The sequence below is a fragment of the Lentzea sp. DG1S-22 genome (assembly GCF_036321065.1).
In the GTDB taxonomy this organism is placed as follows: domain Bacteria; phylum Actinomycetota; class Actinomycetes; order Mycobacteriales; family Pseudonocardiaceae; genus Lentzea; species Lentzea jiangxiensis.
The window spans coordinates 7,431,223-7,445,229 of sequence record NZ_CP143276.1 but is presented as its reverse complement, the minus strand read 5'-3'; the positions used below and the strand labels follow the sequence as shown (position 1 = coordinate 7,445,229).

12 protein-coding genes are annotated in these 14,007 nt (G+C 69.6%); 2 read left to right on the top strand and 10 right to left on the bottom strand.

Annotated features, from left to right (window positions below):
- Positions 1 to 222: 222 nt before the first annotated feature.
- The 7 genes from V1227_RS35345 to V1227_RS35315 form a co-directional block, all read right to left on the bottom strand.
- On the bottom strand, positions 223 to 1,755 hold the full coding sequence (locus V1227_RS35345; RefSeq protein WP_329789520.1) for an alpha/beta hydrolase: 1,533 nt from the start codon (positions 1,753 to 1,755) through the stop codon (positions 223 to 225).
- Positions 1,756 to 1,868: 113 nt separating this feature from the next.
- A complete protein-coding gene (gene alc / locus V1227_RS35340) occupies positions 1,869 to 2,861 on the bottom strand; it encodes an allantoicase (protein ID WP_329789519.1) in 993 nt (330 codons plus the stop codon).
- Positions 2,858 to 4,147, bottom strand: coding sequence for an allantoinase AllB (gene allB / locus V1227_RS35335; RefSeq protein WP_329789518.1), 1,290 nt, complete (start codon positions 4,145 to 4,147; stop codon positions 2,858 to 2,860). Before allB ends, alc begins: the two co-directional genes overlap by 4 nt.
- Positions 4,148 to 4,152: 5 nt before the next feature.
- A complete protein-coding gene (locus tag V1227_RS35330) occupies positions 4,153 to 5,157 on the bottom strand; it encodes a glycerate kinase family protein (protein ID WP_329789517.1) in 1,005 nt (334 codons plus the stop codon).
- Positions 5,154 to 6,854, bottom strand: a complete 1,701-nt coding sequence (gene gcl / locus V1227_RS35325) for a glyoxylate carboligase (protein WP_329789516.1) — start codon at positions 6,852 to 6,854, stop codon at positions 5,154 to 5,156. Before gcl ends, V1227_RS35330 begins: the two co-directional genes overlap by 4 nt.
- A gap of 3 nt (positions 6,855 to 6,857) precedes the next feature.
- The gene (locus V1227_RS35320) at positions 6,858 to 7,715 is read right to left on the bottom strand and encodes an NAD(P)-dependent oxidoreductase (protein WP_329789515.1); all 858 of its coding nucleotides are present in this window, start codon (positions 7,713 to 7,715) and stop codon (positions 6,858 to 6,860) included.
- Entirely contained in the window at positions 7,712 to 8,458 is a 747-nt protein-coding gene (locus V1227_RS35315; RefSeq protein WP_329789514.1) for a hydroxypyruvate isomerase family protein, read from the bottom strand. Before V1227_RS35315 ends, V1227_RS35320 begins: the two co-directional genes overlap by 4 nt.
- A gap of 121 nt (positions 8,459 to 8,579) precedes the next feature.
- Here V1227_RS35315 and uraD point away from each other — a divergent pair, with 121 nt between their 5' ends.
- A complete protein-coding gene (uraD, locus tag V1227_RS35310) occupies positions 8,580 to 9,062 on the top strand; it encodes a 2-oxo-4-hydroxy-4-carboxy-5-ureidoimidazoline decarboxylase (protein ID WP_329789513.1) in 483 nt (160 codons plus the stop codon).
- Between the two features lie 2 nt (positions 9,063 to 9,064).
- Positions 9,065 to 9,943: a factor-independent urate hydroxylase gene (gene pucL, locus V1227_RS35305; RefSeq protein WP_329789512.1), complete on the top strand. Its 879-nt coding sequence runs from the start codon at positions 9,065 to 9,067 to the stop codon at positions 9,941 to 9,943.
- On the opposite strand, the gene V1227_RS35300 is transcribed toward pucL, so the two are convergent.
- From V1227_RS35300 to aceB, 3 genes are all read right to left on the bottom strand, one after another.
- Positions 9,870 to 11,153 (bottom strand): NAD(P)/FAD-dependent oxidoreductase, encoded by a 1,284-nt coding sequence (locus tag V1227_RS35300; RefSeq protein ID WP_329789511.1) that lies wholly within the window; start codon positions 11,151 to 11,153, stop codon positions 9,870 to 9,872. The two genes, pucL and V1227_RS35300, sit on opposite strands and share 74 nt — an antisense overlap.
- 164 nt (positions 11,154 to 11,317) lie before the next feature.
- Entirely contained in the window at positions 11,318 to 12,487 is a 1,170-nt protein-coding gene (locus V1227_RS35295; RefSeq protein WP_329789510.1) for a DUF6986 family protein, read from the bottom strand.
- Complete coding sequence (gene aceB / locus V1227_RS35290; protein WP_329789509.1) at positions 12,487 to 13,971, bottom strand: malate synthase A; 1,485 nt, start codon at positions 13,969 to 13,971, stop codon at positions 12,487 to 12,489. Before aceB ends, V1227_RS35295 begins: the two co-directional genes overlap by 1 nt.
- Between the last annotated feature and the right edge of the window lie 36 nt (positions 13,972 to 14,007).

Genomic DNA, 14,007 nt, shown 5'->3' with positions numbered 1-14,007 from the left:
AGGTCCTGTTTCACGGACCCGCGTGGAACGTTTCGCCGAGGTGAACTGTCGACTTGGACGTGTTACGTCCGCGTTTCACGGCGTTCACGGTCTCGATTCGGCCACCTCACGGCGGCGAACCGGTGACGAGGAGTGGCCCCCGATCTCACCCTTCCGGGGGACGCGAACGGACCGCGTCCCCCGGTGCGCTCACCGGCGGACGCGGTCCGCGACCTGACTGGACTACGCGATCGAGAACGGACCCGCGGGCACCCGCGGCTTCACGGACATGGTCGCCGTCTCGGCCGGCTCGACGGCGGCGCAGGACGTGCCGTTGCGCGGCAGCTTCAGCGACACGAGGTACTCGTTGTTGATCTTCAGCGTGCACTCGCTGCGGTCGTAGACGCCGTGGCCCCAGCCTTCGTAGGTCACGAAGACGGTGGTGTCGCGGGACTGGCGGTGCGCGTTGACCGCCCACTCGTAGGCCGTCGCCGGGTCGTGCTTGGCGTTGGTGAGCAGGATCTTCGGCGCGTTCTTGATCTTCAGCGTGCGCTGCGGGTTCGTGGCCTTCGGGAACCCGGCACAGCCCATCATGGCGCCGTGGCCCAGCGAGGAGCCGCGCGTGTTCGGCGCGATCCGGTACTCGGACTTCGTCAACGCCTGGTACTCACCCCACGAGCTGACGCGCAGGTTGTAGTCGTTGCAGAAGATGCCGGGGAACGGGTTGGGGAAGGTCTCCTCGACCGCGAAGGCCGAGAACGCCGACTTCGGCGCCTGCACACCGTCGATGATCTGCTTGACCTGGTCGGCGAACGGCTTCCAGCTGGGGCCGTAGGCCATGCCGACCACACCGCTGCCGAGGTCCTCCGGCGTCATCTTGAGGGTCGGGTCCCACGGAGCCGGCACCTCACCGCGCTCGGCCTTGGCCAGCAGGTCCTTCCAGATCTTGCGGAGGTCCTGGCCGTGGAACGGCGACGACGGGCTGCGGTCGCTCCACTTGACCCACTCGTCGAACGAGTCCTCGGCGGTGCGCGCCTCGGAGTCGAGGAACGCCTTGGTGCCGAGGCTGTGGTCCATGTTGGAGTCGATGATCATGGCCCGGATGTTGCGGCCGAACCGCTCCGCGTAGTGCTGGCCCATGATCGTGCCGTACGAGATGCCGTAGTAGTTGATCTTCTTCTCGCCCAGGGCGCGGCGGATGGCGTCGATGTCCTGCGCCACCTCCGCGGTCGAGGCGTTGTCGAAGATCGCGCCGGACTGCTTGCGGCAGTCCTCGCGCAGCGCCTTGTTGAACACGACGAGCGCGTCGAACTCGGCCTTGGACTTCGGGTAGCTCGACGGGGTCTTCTGCAGCATCTCCGCCGAGCACTTGATCGGCGCGCTGCGGGCGACACCGCGCGGGTCGAACCCGATGACGTCGAACTTGTCGACGATCTCCTTGCTGAAGTAGCGGTCGGCGCCGAACGAGAAGTCGACACCGGACCCACCCGGCCCGCCGGGGTTGATCACCATCGCGCCGATGCGCTGGGACGGGTCGTTCGCCTTGCGGCGCGACACGGCCAGCTGGAACTTCTCCCCCTTGGGCTTCGCGTAGTCGACGGGCAGCTCGAGGAAGCCGCATTCGACCGTCGGCACCTCTTCACAGGGCTTCCAGTCGATCGCGCCGACGTTGAACTCCGGCTGCCCTTCCGGAGCCGCGACCGCGACCTGGCTCGCACCTAGCACCAATGCAGAACTCGCTAGCGCGGCTCCGAAGACGCGCACCATCGGTTGCATGGATTTCCTCCCTAGATCCCCGATCTTGCGGGAGGAACGCTTCCACCGATCGTGTGACGCAGACAACCGACTCAGGTAGGGAGAGAAATCAGCCCGTGGTCGTACAACCACCCTCAGTTGGTCGTTTTGTCCCACATCGTCCGCAGGTGGGCCAGGCCGTCACTCGTAGGGGTTCCGAGGATCCGCAGGCGCGCCATCCCACCGTCCGGGTAGATGTCGAGGCGCGCGGCCGTCGCCTCGGCCGGGTCCACGAGGAACCGGTGCCTCGTGTCGGGCTGCAGCCGCGTGCGCGGGAGCAGGTCGAACCACGTGTCCGGGTCCTTGCGCTCGTCGCAGCCCTTCACCGACGCCCAGCCCGGCGCGTTGCCCTTGAAGTGGCTCGTGTCGAGCTCGACGAGCCGCACGAGACCGGGCGCGGCGAGCCGCAGCGACACCCAGTCGTTGCCGTCGTCACGGCGGCGCGCGGTCTCCCAGCCCTCGCCCATGACCGTGGCCTGGCCGGGGGCGATGAGGTTGTTGGGCGAGCTGTAGAACATGTTGCTGCAGCCCGTGACGACCGCGCCGTTCTCCAGGGCGGCGAGGTCGACGCCGCCGACGAGCAGGCGCGGGTCGGCGACCGGTTCGCCGTGCACGCGCAGCCGGGCGACGCCGCCGTCCGGGTCGATGGTCAGGCGCACGTGCGTGACGCGGCGGCCTTCGCCGACGTCGAAGAAGTGCTTCTCGTCGCCCTTCAGCGCGGTGCGCCCGACCAGCGGGAACCACCCGGTGATCTCGTCGGCCGGCGGGTAGCCGTCGACCTGGGCGCCCTCGACCCAGCAGAACGGCGGGTAGTTGCCCTTGAAGAACGCCGTGTCGACGACGATCCCGCGCACGACACCGGGCATGCCGAGGCGGACCACCGCCTGGTCCACGCCGGGCTCGCGACGCCGGCGGGTCTCCCAGCCGTCGTAGACCTGCCCCTTGTGGCCGAAGGTGTAGGGCCGGTAGACCGGCTCGGCGGGCTCGACCAGGTTCTCCCGCTCGGCGAACAGCTCGTCGTTCGCCCACACCACACCACCTCCGACCGCGCGCGAGGCGAGATCGGGCAGCCGGGTCCACTCCGTCATGCTTCTCCTCTTCTGAGCAGCTTGCCTTGCGTCTGACCGGTTTCCTTGCCGCGCAACCACGTCTGGCGCACGACGCCGTGCAGCGTGCGTCCGTGGTAGGGCGTGACCGGGTTGCGGTGGTGCAGCTTCTCCTTGTCCACCACGAAGGTCTCGTCCGGCGCGAACACCACGAGGTCCGCGTCCTTGCCGACCTCGATGGCGCCCTTGGTCTCCAGCCCGGCCTGGCGCGCCGGGTGCGTCGCCATCCAGCGGACGACGTCGGTGAGCTGGAACCCGCGTTCCCGCGCGCCCGTCCACACCGCGGGCAGGCCGAGCTGCAGCGACGCGATGCCGCCCCAGGCCGTGGCGAAGTCGCCCTCCTTCAGCTCCACCGTGCTCGGCGAGTGGTCGCTCACGACGAGGTCGATCACGCCGTCGCGCAGGCCCTGCCACAGCGCCTCGCGGTTCTCCGCCTCGCGGATCGGCGGGCAGCACTTGAACTCGGTCTGCCCGTCGCGGATCTCCTCCGCCGTGAACGTGAGGTAGTGCGGGCACGTCTCGGCGGTGATCGGCAGGCTCTCGCGTTTCGCGGCCTCCAGGATCGAGAGCGCGTCGGACGACGAGAGGTGCAGGATGTGCGTCCGTGCGCCGGTCTTGCGGGTCAACGCCACGACGTCGCTGATCGCCTTGTTCTCGGCCTCTCGCGGCCGTGAGGCGAGGAACCCGGCGTAGTCCGGCTCGGACTCACGGACCGTGTGCGCGTCTTCGGCGTGCACGATCGTCAACGCGTCGAGCGTCGCCAACTGGCGCAGCGCAGCTTCGAGTTCATCGGTGGTCACCGCCGGGAACTCGTCCACGCCCGAGTGCAGCAGGAAGCACTTGAAGCCGAAGACGCCGGCCTCGTGCAACGGCTTGAGGTCGGCGAGGTTGCCGGGGACGATGCCGCCCCAGAACCCGACGTCCACGGACACGGCCGCCGCGGCTTTGCGCTTGATCTCCAGCGCCTCGGCCGCGACCGTCGGCGGGATGCTGTTGAGCGGCATGTCGATGATAGTCGTGACGCCCCCGGCGGCGGCGGCCCTGGTCGCCGTCGCGAAGCCCTCCCACTCGCTGCGGCCGGGGTCGTTGACGTGCACGTGGGTGTCGACCAGGCCCGGCAGCAGCACCTCGTCGTCGGCGAGGTGCACGACGTTCGGCGAGTCGATGCGCTCCTCGACGGCGACCACCCTGCCGTCGACGACGCCGACGTCGCACGCGATCTCACCCCGCGGGGTCACGGCTCTGCGGGCGCGGAAGACCAGGTCCATGGCACTCACTGTGACACCCAGTCGCGGGCGATGCGACCGCCTAGAACGGTGAGGAGCGGATCGGCCTGAGCCATGCACCGCGTGAGGTCCGGTTCGACGTCCAGCAACGCGTAGGCGGCCTTCAGCCCGAGGTCGCCGGGTTCGACCGAGCACTGCCCGGCCACCGCGACCACCGGTACGTCCCCCGAGGCCCTGACCACGCCGTACGGCGCCTTGCCGTGCCTGGTCTGGGCGTCCAGCGACCCCTCGCCGGTGATCACCAGCGACGCGTCGGCGACGGCCTCGGCGAAACCGGCGAGCTCGAGCACCACCTCGATGCCGGGCCGGAACCGCGCGCCGAGCACCGCCAGCGCCGCGAACCCGATCCCACCGGCCGCACCGGCGCCGGGCCGTGAGGCGTGCTCCGGCCCGATCGATTCGGCGAAGGCTTCGAGCCGCTGCTCCAGGACCTCCACCTGGCCGGGTGAAGCTCCCTTCTGCGGCCCGTAGACCGCCGCCGCGCCGGTCGGCCCGAGCAGCGGGTTGTCGACGTCCGAGGCCAGCACGAGGTCGACGCCGCCGAACGACGTCCCGCCGAGCGCCTCCAGCATCCCGGCGCCGCCGTCCGTGCACGCGCTGCCGCCGAGCCCCAGCACGATCGTGGAGCAGCCGACGTCCAGAGCGGCTTTCAGCAGCTCACCGACACCGCGGCTGGTGGCGTCCAGCGGCGCGGGCTCCTCCAGCAACGTCAGCCCGGCAGCCGACGCCACCTCGACCACGGCGGTCGTGCCGCGGACGGCGAAGGACGCGGGCACCGGCGTGCCGGCCGGCCCGGTGACCCAGCGCCCCACCTTCAGGAACCCGGCGGCGACGGCGGCGTCGACCGTGCCGTCGCCGCCGTCGGCCACCGGGAGGAGGCGCACGTCGGCGTCCGGGACCACCTCCCGCAGGCCGCGCGCGACGGCGGCGGCGACCTGCGGGGCGGTGAGCGACCCCTTGAACTTGTCCGGCGCGATGATCACGGCACTCACGGCAGCGGCTCGAATTCCCTCATCGCGGCGATCGACGTGCCGTTCGCGGTGTTGCCCTCGCGTTCGACCATGATCTCGACGAGCACCGGCCGCCGCGTGCGGTCGGCCTCCTTGCGCGCCCACTCCAGCGAGCCGCGGATCTCGCCCGGATCGGCCACGCGGACACCGGAGCAGCCGTACGCCTCCATGATCTTGACGTTGTCCGAGCCGGTGGTGTCGTAGTGGATGTCGACCTCGTACTTCATGTCGTAGCCACCGTGCTCCTCGGCCATCCTGATCAGGCCGAGGTACTCGTTGTTGAGCATGATCAGCACGAACGGCACGTCGTACTGGGCGCCGACCGCCAGCTCCTCGACCAGGAACTGGAACGAGTAGTCGCCGACGACGCCGACGACCTCGGCGTCCGGCCTGGCCTTCTTGACCCCGATGGCCGCCGGGATCTCCCAGCCGAGCGGACCGGCCTGGCCGCAGACCTGGTAGTGCCGCGGCCTGTGCGCCTTCTGGTGCTGGCCGGACCAGATCTGGTACAGCCCGATGGCCGTGACGAAGTACGTGTCCGGGCCGTAGAACTCGTTGATCTCCTTGAACACCCGCGGCGCCTTGACCGGCACGGTGTCGAAGTCCTCGCGCCGCAGCAGCGTCCGCTTGAGCTCCTGGCACCGCTCGACCCAGGCGCCCCCGTTCCGGGGCCCGTGCTGCTTCGCCTTGTCCAGCAGGGCCTTCAGGAACAGCCTGGTGTCCGCGACGATGCCGAGGTCGGGCCCGAACACCTTGCCGATCTGCGTCGGTTCGACGTCGACGTGGATGAACTTCCGGTCGCCGCGGTAGGTCGCGAGGTCACCGGTGTGCCGGTCGCCGAACCGCGCACCGAGCGCCAGCACGAGGTCGGACTCCAGGAACGACGCGTTGCCGTAGCGCTGCGAGGTCTGGATGCCGGTCATGCCCGCGTAGAGCGGGTGGTCCTCGTCGAGGGCGCCCTTGCCCATCAGCGTGGCCTGGACCGGGACCTGCAGGAACTCGGCCAGCTCCAGCAGTTCGGCGGACGCTTCGCCGAGGATGACACCGCCACCCGCGAGCAGCAGCGGGCGTTCGGCGGCCAGCAGCATCTCCAGCGCGCGCTCGACCCGTGCGTCACTCGGAGCGCTTCTCTGCACCGGCAACGGCTCGTCGATCGTGGAGTCCCACTCGATCTCCTGCTTCTGCACGTCGATCGGCAGGTCGATCAGGACCGGTCCCGGACGGCCGGACCGGGCGATCCGGAACGCCTCGCGGAAGATCCACGGCATCTGCGCGGCTTCCCTGACCTGCACCGCCCACTTCGTGACGGGCGCGGCGATCGAGACGATGTCGACGGCCTGGAACGCCTCCTGGTGCAGCTTCGAGACCGCGGCCTGGCCGGTGATGCACAGGATCGGCACCGAGTCGGCCTGCGCGGTGTAGAGGCCGGTGATCATGTTCGTGCCGGCCGGACCCGAGGTGCCGATCGCGACGCCGACGTTGCCGGTCGTGCGCGACCAGCCGTCGGCCATGTGCGTGGCACCTTCCTCATGGCGGACGATGAGGTGCTCGATGGAGCCGTCCTGCTCCATCGCCTTGTACAGCGGGAGGATCGCGGCGCCGGGGCAGCCGAACACGGTGTCGACGCCCTCGGACCTGAGGACTTCGACGACCGCTTGCATGACGGGGATCTTCGGCATGTGTCAGGCCCTTCCCGCGAAGTTCTCGACGACCTTGAGCAGCGCGGAGTGGTCGAGGGAGCCGTACCCCTGCGCGCGTGCCGCCGCGACCAGCGCGGCGATCTGGTTGGTGACCGGCAGTGCGACGTCGGCGGCACGTGCCGCGTCCAGTGCGATGCCCATGTCCTTGTGGTGCAGGTCGACCCGGAAGCCCGGCCGGAACTCGCGGGCGATCATCGACTCGCGCTTGAGGTCGAGGATCCGGTTCGCCGCGAGGCCGCCCGCGAGCACGTCGAGGCCCGCCTTGGGGTCGACACCCGACGCCTCCAGCAGCACGATCGCCTCGGCGACCAGGGCGTAGATGCCGCCGACCACGAGCTGGTTGGCCGCCTTCACGACCTGGCCCGCGCCGTGCGACCCGACGTGGACGACCGTCTTGCCGACGACCTCCAGGAACGGCCTGGCCGCGGCGAAGTCCTGCTCCTCGCCCCCGACCATGATGCTGAGCGACGCCTGGACCGCCCCCGTCTGCCCGCCGGAGACGGGCGCGTCGAGCACGCGCACGTGCGTCAGCCTCGCGGCGATCTCGATCGAGGTGGACGGGCGGATCGTGCTCATGTCGATCAGCAACGCGCCTTCGTCGAACGCCACCTCGTCGACCACCGCCTCGACCTGCGGGTGGTTCGGCAGCATCGTGATGACCACCTCGGCGCCGCTCACGGCCTCCTGCGCCGATCCGGCCGCCTTGCCACCGTTCGCGACCAGCTCGTCCAGCGAGGCCCGGCTGAGGTCGAAGCCCGTCAGGTCGTGCCCGGCGGCTACGAGGTGGGCCGCCATCGGGCCGCCCATGATGCCGAGCCCGATGAAACCGATCTTCGTCATGCGTTGTCCCTCCAAGTGAAGGAGTGGGTGACGGGCTTGTACTCGGCGCCGACGAAGCCCGTGTAGCCGTTGGCGCGGAGCTTCGCGAGATGCCCGAAGAGGTCGAGCTCGCCGGTGCCGGGCTCGCCGCGTCCGGGAGCGTCGGCGATCTGCACGTGACCGATGCGGTCGGCGTGGTCGGCGAGGAGGTCGAGGTCGTCGCCGTTCGTGGCGAGGTGGTAGAGGTCGGCGAGCAGCTTCACGTTGCCGCGGTCGATCTCGTCGATCAGCTCGAACGCCTGGTGGGCGGTCCTGATCGGGTACCGCGGCGCGCCGCTGAGCGGTTCGACCACGATCTGCGCGCCGATCTCCGCCGCGACGTCGGCGGCGAAGCGGTAGTGGGAGATGGTCTGGGCGGTGGTCTCGAAGTTGCCGTGCAGCGCGTTGAGCGTGCGGCAGCCGAGGCGTGCCGCGATGGCCGCGGTGACTTCGACGTTCGCGCGGAACTCGGTCTCGCGGCCGGGCCAGCTCGCGAGGCCCCTGTCCCCCGCGGGCATGTCGCCCGCGTAGAGGTTCAGGCCGACCAGGCGCACCTGCGCGTCGACGATCGCGTCCTCGAACGCCTCGATCTCGCGCGTCTCGGGTACGGCGTCCGCGAACGGCCACCAGATCTCGACCGCGTCGAACCCGGCCGCGCGTGCGGCTCGGGGACGCTCCAACAACGGCAGCTCGGTGAAGAGCATCGAGAGGTTGGCATCGAACATCGATGGCTTTCCTTCCACATAGCGGAAGTTAGATTTCGTACTACGGAGACACTAGACATCTCACGCGAGCCGGGTCAAGAATGTGGAAGTTCAATTCCGCGATGTAGAAACTTGGAGAGCCGTGGAGAGCTTCAACAGCGCCCCGGAGTCAGAACTCCGCCCCCTGCTCGCCGAGTGCCTCGCGGTACCCCGCTGGATCGACGCGATGGTGGCGGGCAGGCCCTACGCGTCGACGGATGCTCTCCTCGCGGCTTCTTCGGTTGCCGCACAAGGACTTTCCGACGAGGAGGTGCTCGGCGCGATCGCCGGGCACCCGCGCATCGGCGAACGGCAGAGGACAGGCGGGGTGTCGGCGAGGTGGTCGCGGTCCGAACAGTCCGGTGTGGACGCCTCCGAGGCTGATCGCCTGGCGGCTGCCAACGCCGCGTACGAGGATCGGTTCGGGCACATCTACCTGGTGTGCGCGACCGGCCTGAGCGGTGCGGAGATGCTCGGCAACCTGTCCAGCCGCATGGACAACCCGCCGGAGGTCGAGCTCCGCGTCGTCAACGACGAACTCGCGAAGATCGCCGCCTTGCGGCTGCAGAAGCTGATCGGGAGCTGAACATGGCCATCGTCCTGGGTCCCAACCAGTACGGGAAGGCGGAGAACCGCCTCGTCACGGTGTCGCGCAACGGTTCCGTGCACACGATCAAAGACCTGACCGTCAGCACCTCGCTGCGCGGAGACCTCGCCGACACGCACCTCACCGGTGACAACGCCAAGGTGCTCGCGACCGACACGCAGAAGAACACCGTCTACGCGTTCGCCAAGGAAGCGCCCGTCGGCGAGATCGAGGACTTCGCCCTGCGCCTCGGCCGGCACTTCGTGGGCTCGCAGGAACCGATCACGGGCGCGCGCATCCTCGTCGACGAGCACTCCTGGGACCGCATCGACGGCCACGACCACTCGTTCGTCCAGGGCTCGAACGAGAAGCGCACCACCGCCGTGACGATCGAGGGCTCGTCCGCCTGGGTCGTCTCCGGCGTGCGCGACCTCGTGGTCCTGAAATCGACGGGCTCGGAGTTCCACGGCTACCCGAAGGACCCGTACACGACGCTGAAGGAGACCGACGACCGCATCCTGGCGACGTCGGTGACCGCCCGCTGGCGCTACACCGGCACGGACGTCGACTGGGCGAAGTCGTTCGCCGAGATCCGCTCGACGATGCTGAAGACGTTCGCGGACAAGCACTCCCTCTCGTTGCAGCAGACGCTGTACGCGATGGGCGAGGCCGTGCTGAACACACGTCCCGAGGTCGCCGAGGTGCGGCTCTCCATGCCGAACAAGCACCACTTCCTCGTGGACCTGAGCCCGTTCGGCCTGGAGAACGACAACGAGGTCTTCTACGCCGCCGACCGCCCCTACGGCCTCATCGAGGGCTCGGTCCTGCGGGACGACGCCCCGGAGGCGGGGCTTGCCTGGAGTACTTTGCCAGCCTTCTGAACACCACCGGGTTGAACAGGCTCGCCGGAGAGGCGACCATGTGCGCGACCCGGATGAAGCGCCGGAACAGGTCGGGGTCGCGCACGATCCCGACCTGCCACTTCTCGAGGTACCACCCGAGCACGCCCCGGCGCCCGTCCTCGACCCAGCTGCGGTCGGCGTTGCTCGACATCGCCCACGACCCCCGCGAGGTCCTGGCGACCTTGCGCTGGAACGCCCGGCAGCCCTTGGCGCTGAAGTCCTGGTGCCGACGGAACAACAACGCCTCCATCGCCGCCACGGTGATCCCCTGCCCGTACACGGGGTTGAAGGCGCACACCGCGTCCCCGACCGCCACCAGCCCGCCGGGCCAGTGCGCCGTGGCCTCGAACGCGGTGCGGCGACTGGCCGTCCGCGCGAACAGGTACACGGGCGTGAGCGGCTCGGCGTCCTCGAGCATCTCGGCGATCGGCACCCGCAGCGAACCCAGGAACTCCTCGTAGCCCCGCACGTCCCGCGACGGGTGGTCGCCCGCGGCCCCCTGCGCGGTCACCATCAGCCGCCCGCCCTCCACCCGCATCACCGCGCAGCCCCTCGGCACGTGCGGCGCGGACAGGCTTTCCGCGTACACCACGGGGAAGTCCTCCGGCGCGGTGTAGATCCGCGTGGCGTACCCGGTGCGCGAGTCGACGACCTCGGGCTCCGGCGTCGTGATCCCCGCCTCCGCGAGCCAGTTCGCGAGCTTCGAGGACCGCCCGGAAGCGTCGACGACGAGGTCCGCGCCGATCTTGCCGTGGTCCCGCGTGAGAACGCCGTCGACCGTGCCGTCGCGCAACGACAACCCGGTGACGTGCACGCCGTCGACGATCTCGGCCGTGACCCGCCGCCTGATCGCGGTCTCCAGCAAGGGCCTGCTCAACGACAGCAACGGCAGCCCCGTCCGCGTGCGGGCGAGCCAGCCGAGCGGGTTGAGGATCCGCATGTCCCCCGCGTCCGCCAGCACCGCTCCGGCCGCCACGAGCTCGTCGCGCAACCCGGGGAACAGCCCCTCCAGCAGTTCGCCGCCGCGCACCAGCAGCCCGTGCACGTGCCGGCCCTGCGGCACACCGGCCCGGTACTCGACCTCGTCGGACAGCTCGTCCCGCTCCAGGACCACGACGTCGTGGGACTCGCTCAGCACGCGGGCGGCGAGCAGTCCGGCGATTCCCCCACCTACCACCACGACCCTCATGGCCCCATTGAACCAGCAGGGTCAGCGGTTCTCCGCGCCCCGCAACGACATCTGCTGGTTCCGCCACGAGTGGAACAGGTCCGCCTCGCGGTACCGGTCCACCCCGGTCGGCCGAAGTGGTCGAGGGAGCCGTCGTTGCACCCCGGGATGGCCGAGCAGCCCGATCAGCTCGACCGGGTCGCGAGGCTCCTCAGCGCCGGTTCGTCCAGACCCGTCGCGGCCTGCACCTCCGCCGGGTCGAGCGCGCCGCAGTCCACCGCGCGGAGGAAGAAGGACGACAGCGCCTGAGCGGTCGCCGGCTCGTCCAGGACGCCACCGGAAACGTGCTGGACGTACGACTTCAAACGGGCGGCGTCGGCGGCGAGGCCTTCGCGGTAGAAGGCGTAGACGGCCGCGTACCGCGTCACCAGTTGAGCCGGGTGCAGGTCCCACCCCTGGTAGAAGCCGTGCTCCAGCGAACGGCGAACGAGCCGGTAGTGCGTCTCCCAGGCGTGCTGCTTCCCGTCGCCCACGGGCAGCACGTTGGTGGAGCCGTCGGACAACCGGACACCCGTGCCGGCGGCGGACACCTGCATCACGTGGCGGGCGAAGTCGCACGCGCCGTGTGCCAGGTGTTGTTGCGCCGCGGACAGACCGCAGCCCGCGGTGTAGTCGTAGGTGCCGAAGTGCAGACCCGTCACGCGGCCGCGCCCCGCCTCGATGAACTGCGGGATCGCGAGCCGGCCTGAAGAGTCCACAACGGACTGCGTCGTCTCGACCTGGATCTCGAACCTGAGGTCGCCGCCGAAGAGGTCGAGGATCTCGCCGAACACCTCGACCTGCTCGACCGACGTCACCTTCGGGAACGTGATCACGAAGCCGGGCGGGACGTCCTCCAGCGCGGTCAGGAAGATGTCGAGGGTACGAAGCCCGCGCTCGCGCAGTTCCGCGGTGTCGAAGGACTTGATGCGCACGCCGAACGACTGCGGCGCGGTGCCCTCGGCGACCCAGCGGGACACGAGGTGGGCCGTGCTCTCGGCGTCCATGTCCTCGACGTCGTCCTCGGGCGCGCCGTAGCCGTCCTCGAAGTCGATCCGCAGGTCCTCGACCGGCTCTCGGCGCAGCTTCGCCTCGACGCGGTCCAGCACGCCGTCCGGCAGGTCCGGCAGCAGTTCCGGCTGGATCGACTCCAGGGCCTCGCGGCCCCAGTCGTCGACCGTGGAACCGATGAGGCGCCCGGCGGGCACGTAGCACGTGTGCACGGGCTGACGGCCGACCGGCCAGCTGCGTTCCACAGTGGACAACCGCGCTGTCAGCCGTTCGACCTCCTCGGGAGGCAGCGATGTCCGGTACATCAGATGCGCTCGTACGCCGGCAGCGTGAGGAAGTCGACGAACTCCTCGGACAGGGCGACCTGCTCGAACAGCTCGACGGCCGCCGCGACGTGCGGGCCCTCCAGCGAGCCGCCGACACGGGCGAGGACCTCGCGCACCGCCTCCGGGGTGACCTCGGTGCCGTCGTCGAGCACGACCTTGTTGTGGATCCACTGCCAGATCTGCGAGCGCGAGATCTCCGCGGTGGCGGCGTCCTCCATCAGGTTGTGGATCGCCGCCGCGCCGTTGCCGCCCAGCCAGGACGCGATGTAGCGCACGCCGACGTCGACGGCGCCTTCCAGCCCGGCCCGCGTCGCCGCGCCACCCGCCGACTTGAAGTCCAGCAGCTGCTCGGCCGTGACGCTGACGTCGGGTCGCTGCTTGTCGACCTGGTTGGGCCTGTCGCCCAGCACCCCGTCGAAGATCTCCCGGCAAATCGGCACGAGATCAGGATGCGCCACCCACGACCCGTCGAAACCATCGTTCGCCTCGCGCGTCTTGTCCTCGCGGACCTTGCGCAGCGCGATCTCCGTGACCTCAGGATCGCGCCTGTTCGGGATGAACGCCGCCATGCCACCCATGGCGAACGCCCCGCGCTTGTGGCACGTCTTCACCAGAAGCTCGGTGTACGCGCGCATGAACGGCGCCGTCATCGTCACGCTGTTGCGGTCCGGCAGCACGTAGTCGGCGCCGGCGTCGCGGAAGTACTTGATGACGCTGAAGAGGTAGTCCCACCGGCCGGCGTTGAGCCCCGACGCGTGGTCGCGCAGTTCGTGGAGGATCTCCTCCATCTGGAACGCGGCCGGAATCGTCTCGATGAGCACCGTGGCGCGAATCGTGCCGTGCGGGATGCCCAGCAACTTCTGCGCCGTCGTGAAGACGTCGTTCCACAGCCGTGCTTCGAGGTACGACTCCATCTTGGGCAGGTAGTAGTAGGGCCTGCCCAACTCGGCGTTGTGGAAGAAGTGCAACCCGAAGTCCACCAGCGCACCGACGGCGTTCTTGCCACCGAACCGGAGGTTGCGCTCGTCGAGGTGCCAGCCGCGCGGCCGCACGACGATCGTCGGGTACGGCCCGCCCTTGAGCGAGTACTCCTTGCCCTCCGGCGAGGTGAACGCGATGGTCCGCCGCTCCGCCTCGTACAGGTTCACCTGCCCCTGCACGACGTTGTCCCAGTGCGGCGTGTTCGCGTCCTCGAGGTCCGCGAGCCACACCTTCGCGCCGGAGTTGAGCGCGTTGATCGTCATCTTCCGCTCGGTGGGCCCGGTGATCTCGACCCGCCGGTCGCGCAGCAGTTCGGGCGCCTCGGCGACCTGCCACTCCCCGTCCCTCACGTCCTGCGTCTCGGGGAGGAACCCGAGGGGGCGGCGCTCCTTGCGAAGGGCGAGCAACTCGTCCCTGCGGGCGGCATGCGCCTCGTGCAGCTTCGCGACGAACTCAAGAGCCTCTTCGGTCAGGACCTGCACCGGAATCCACCTCTCTCGGTTTTGCTGTGTGGACTA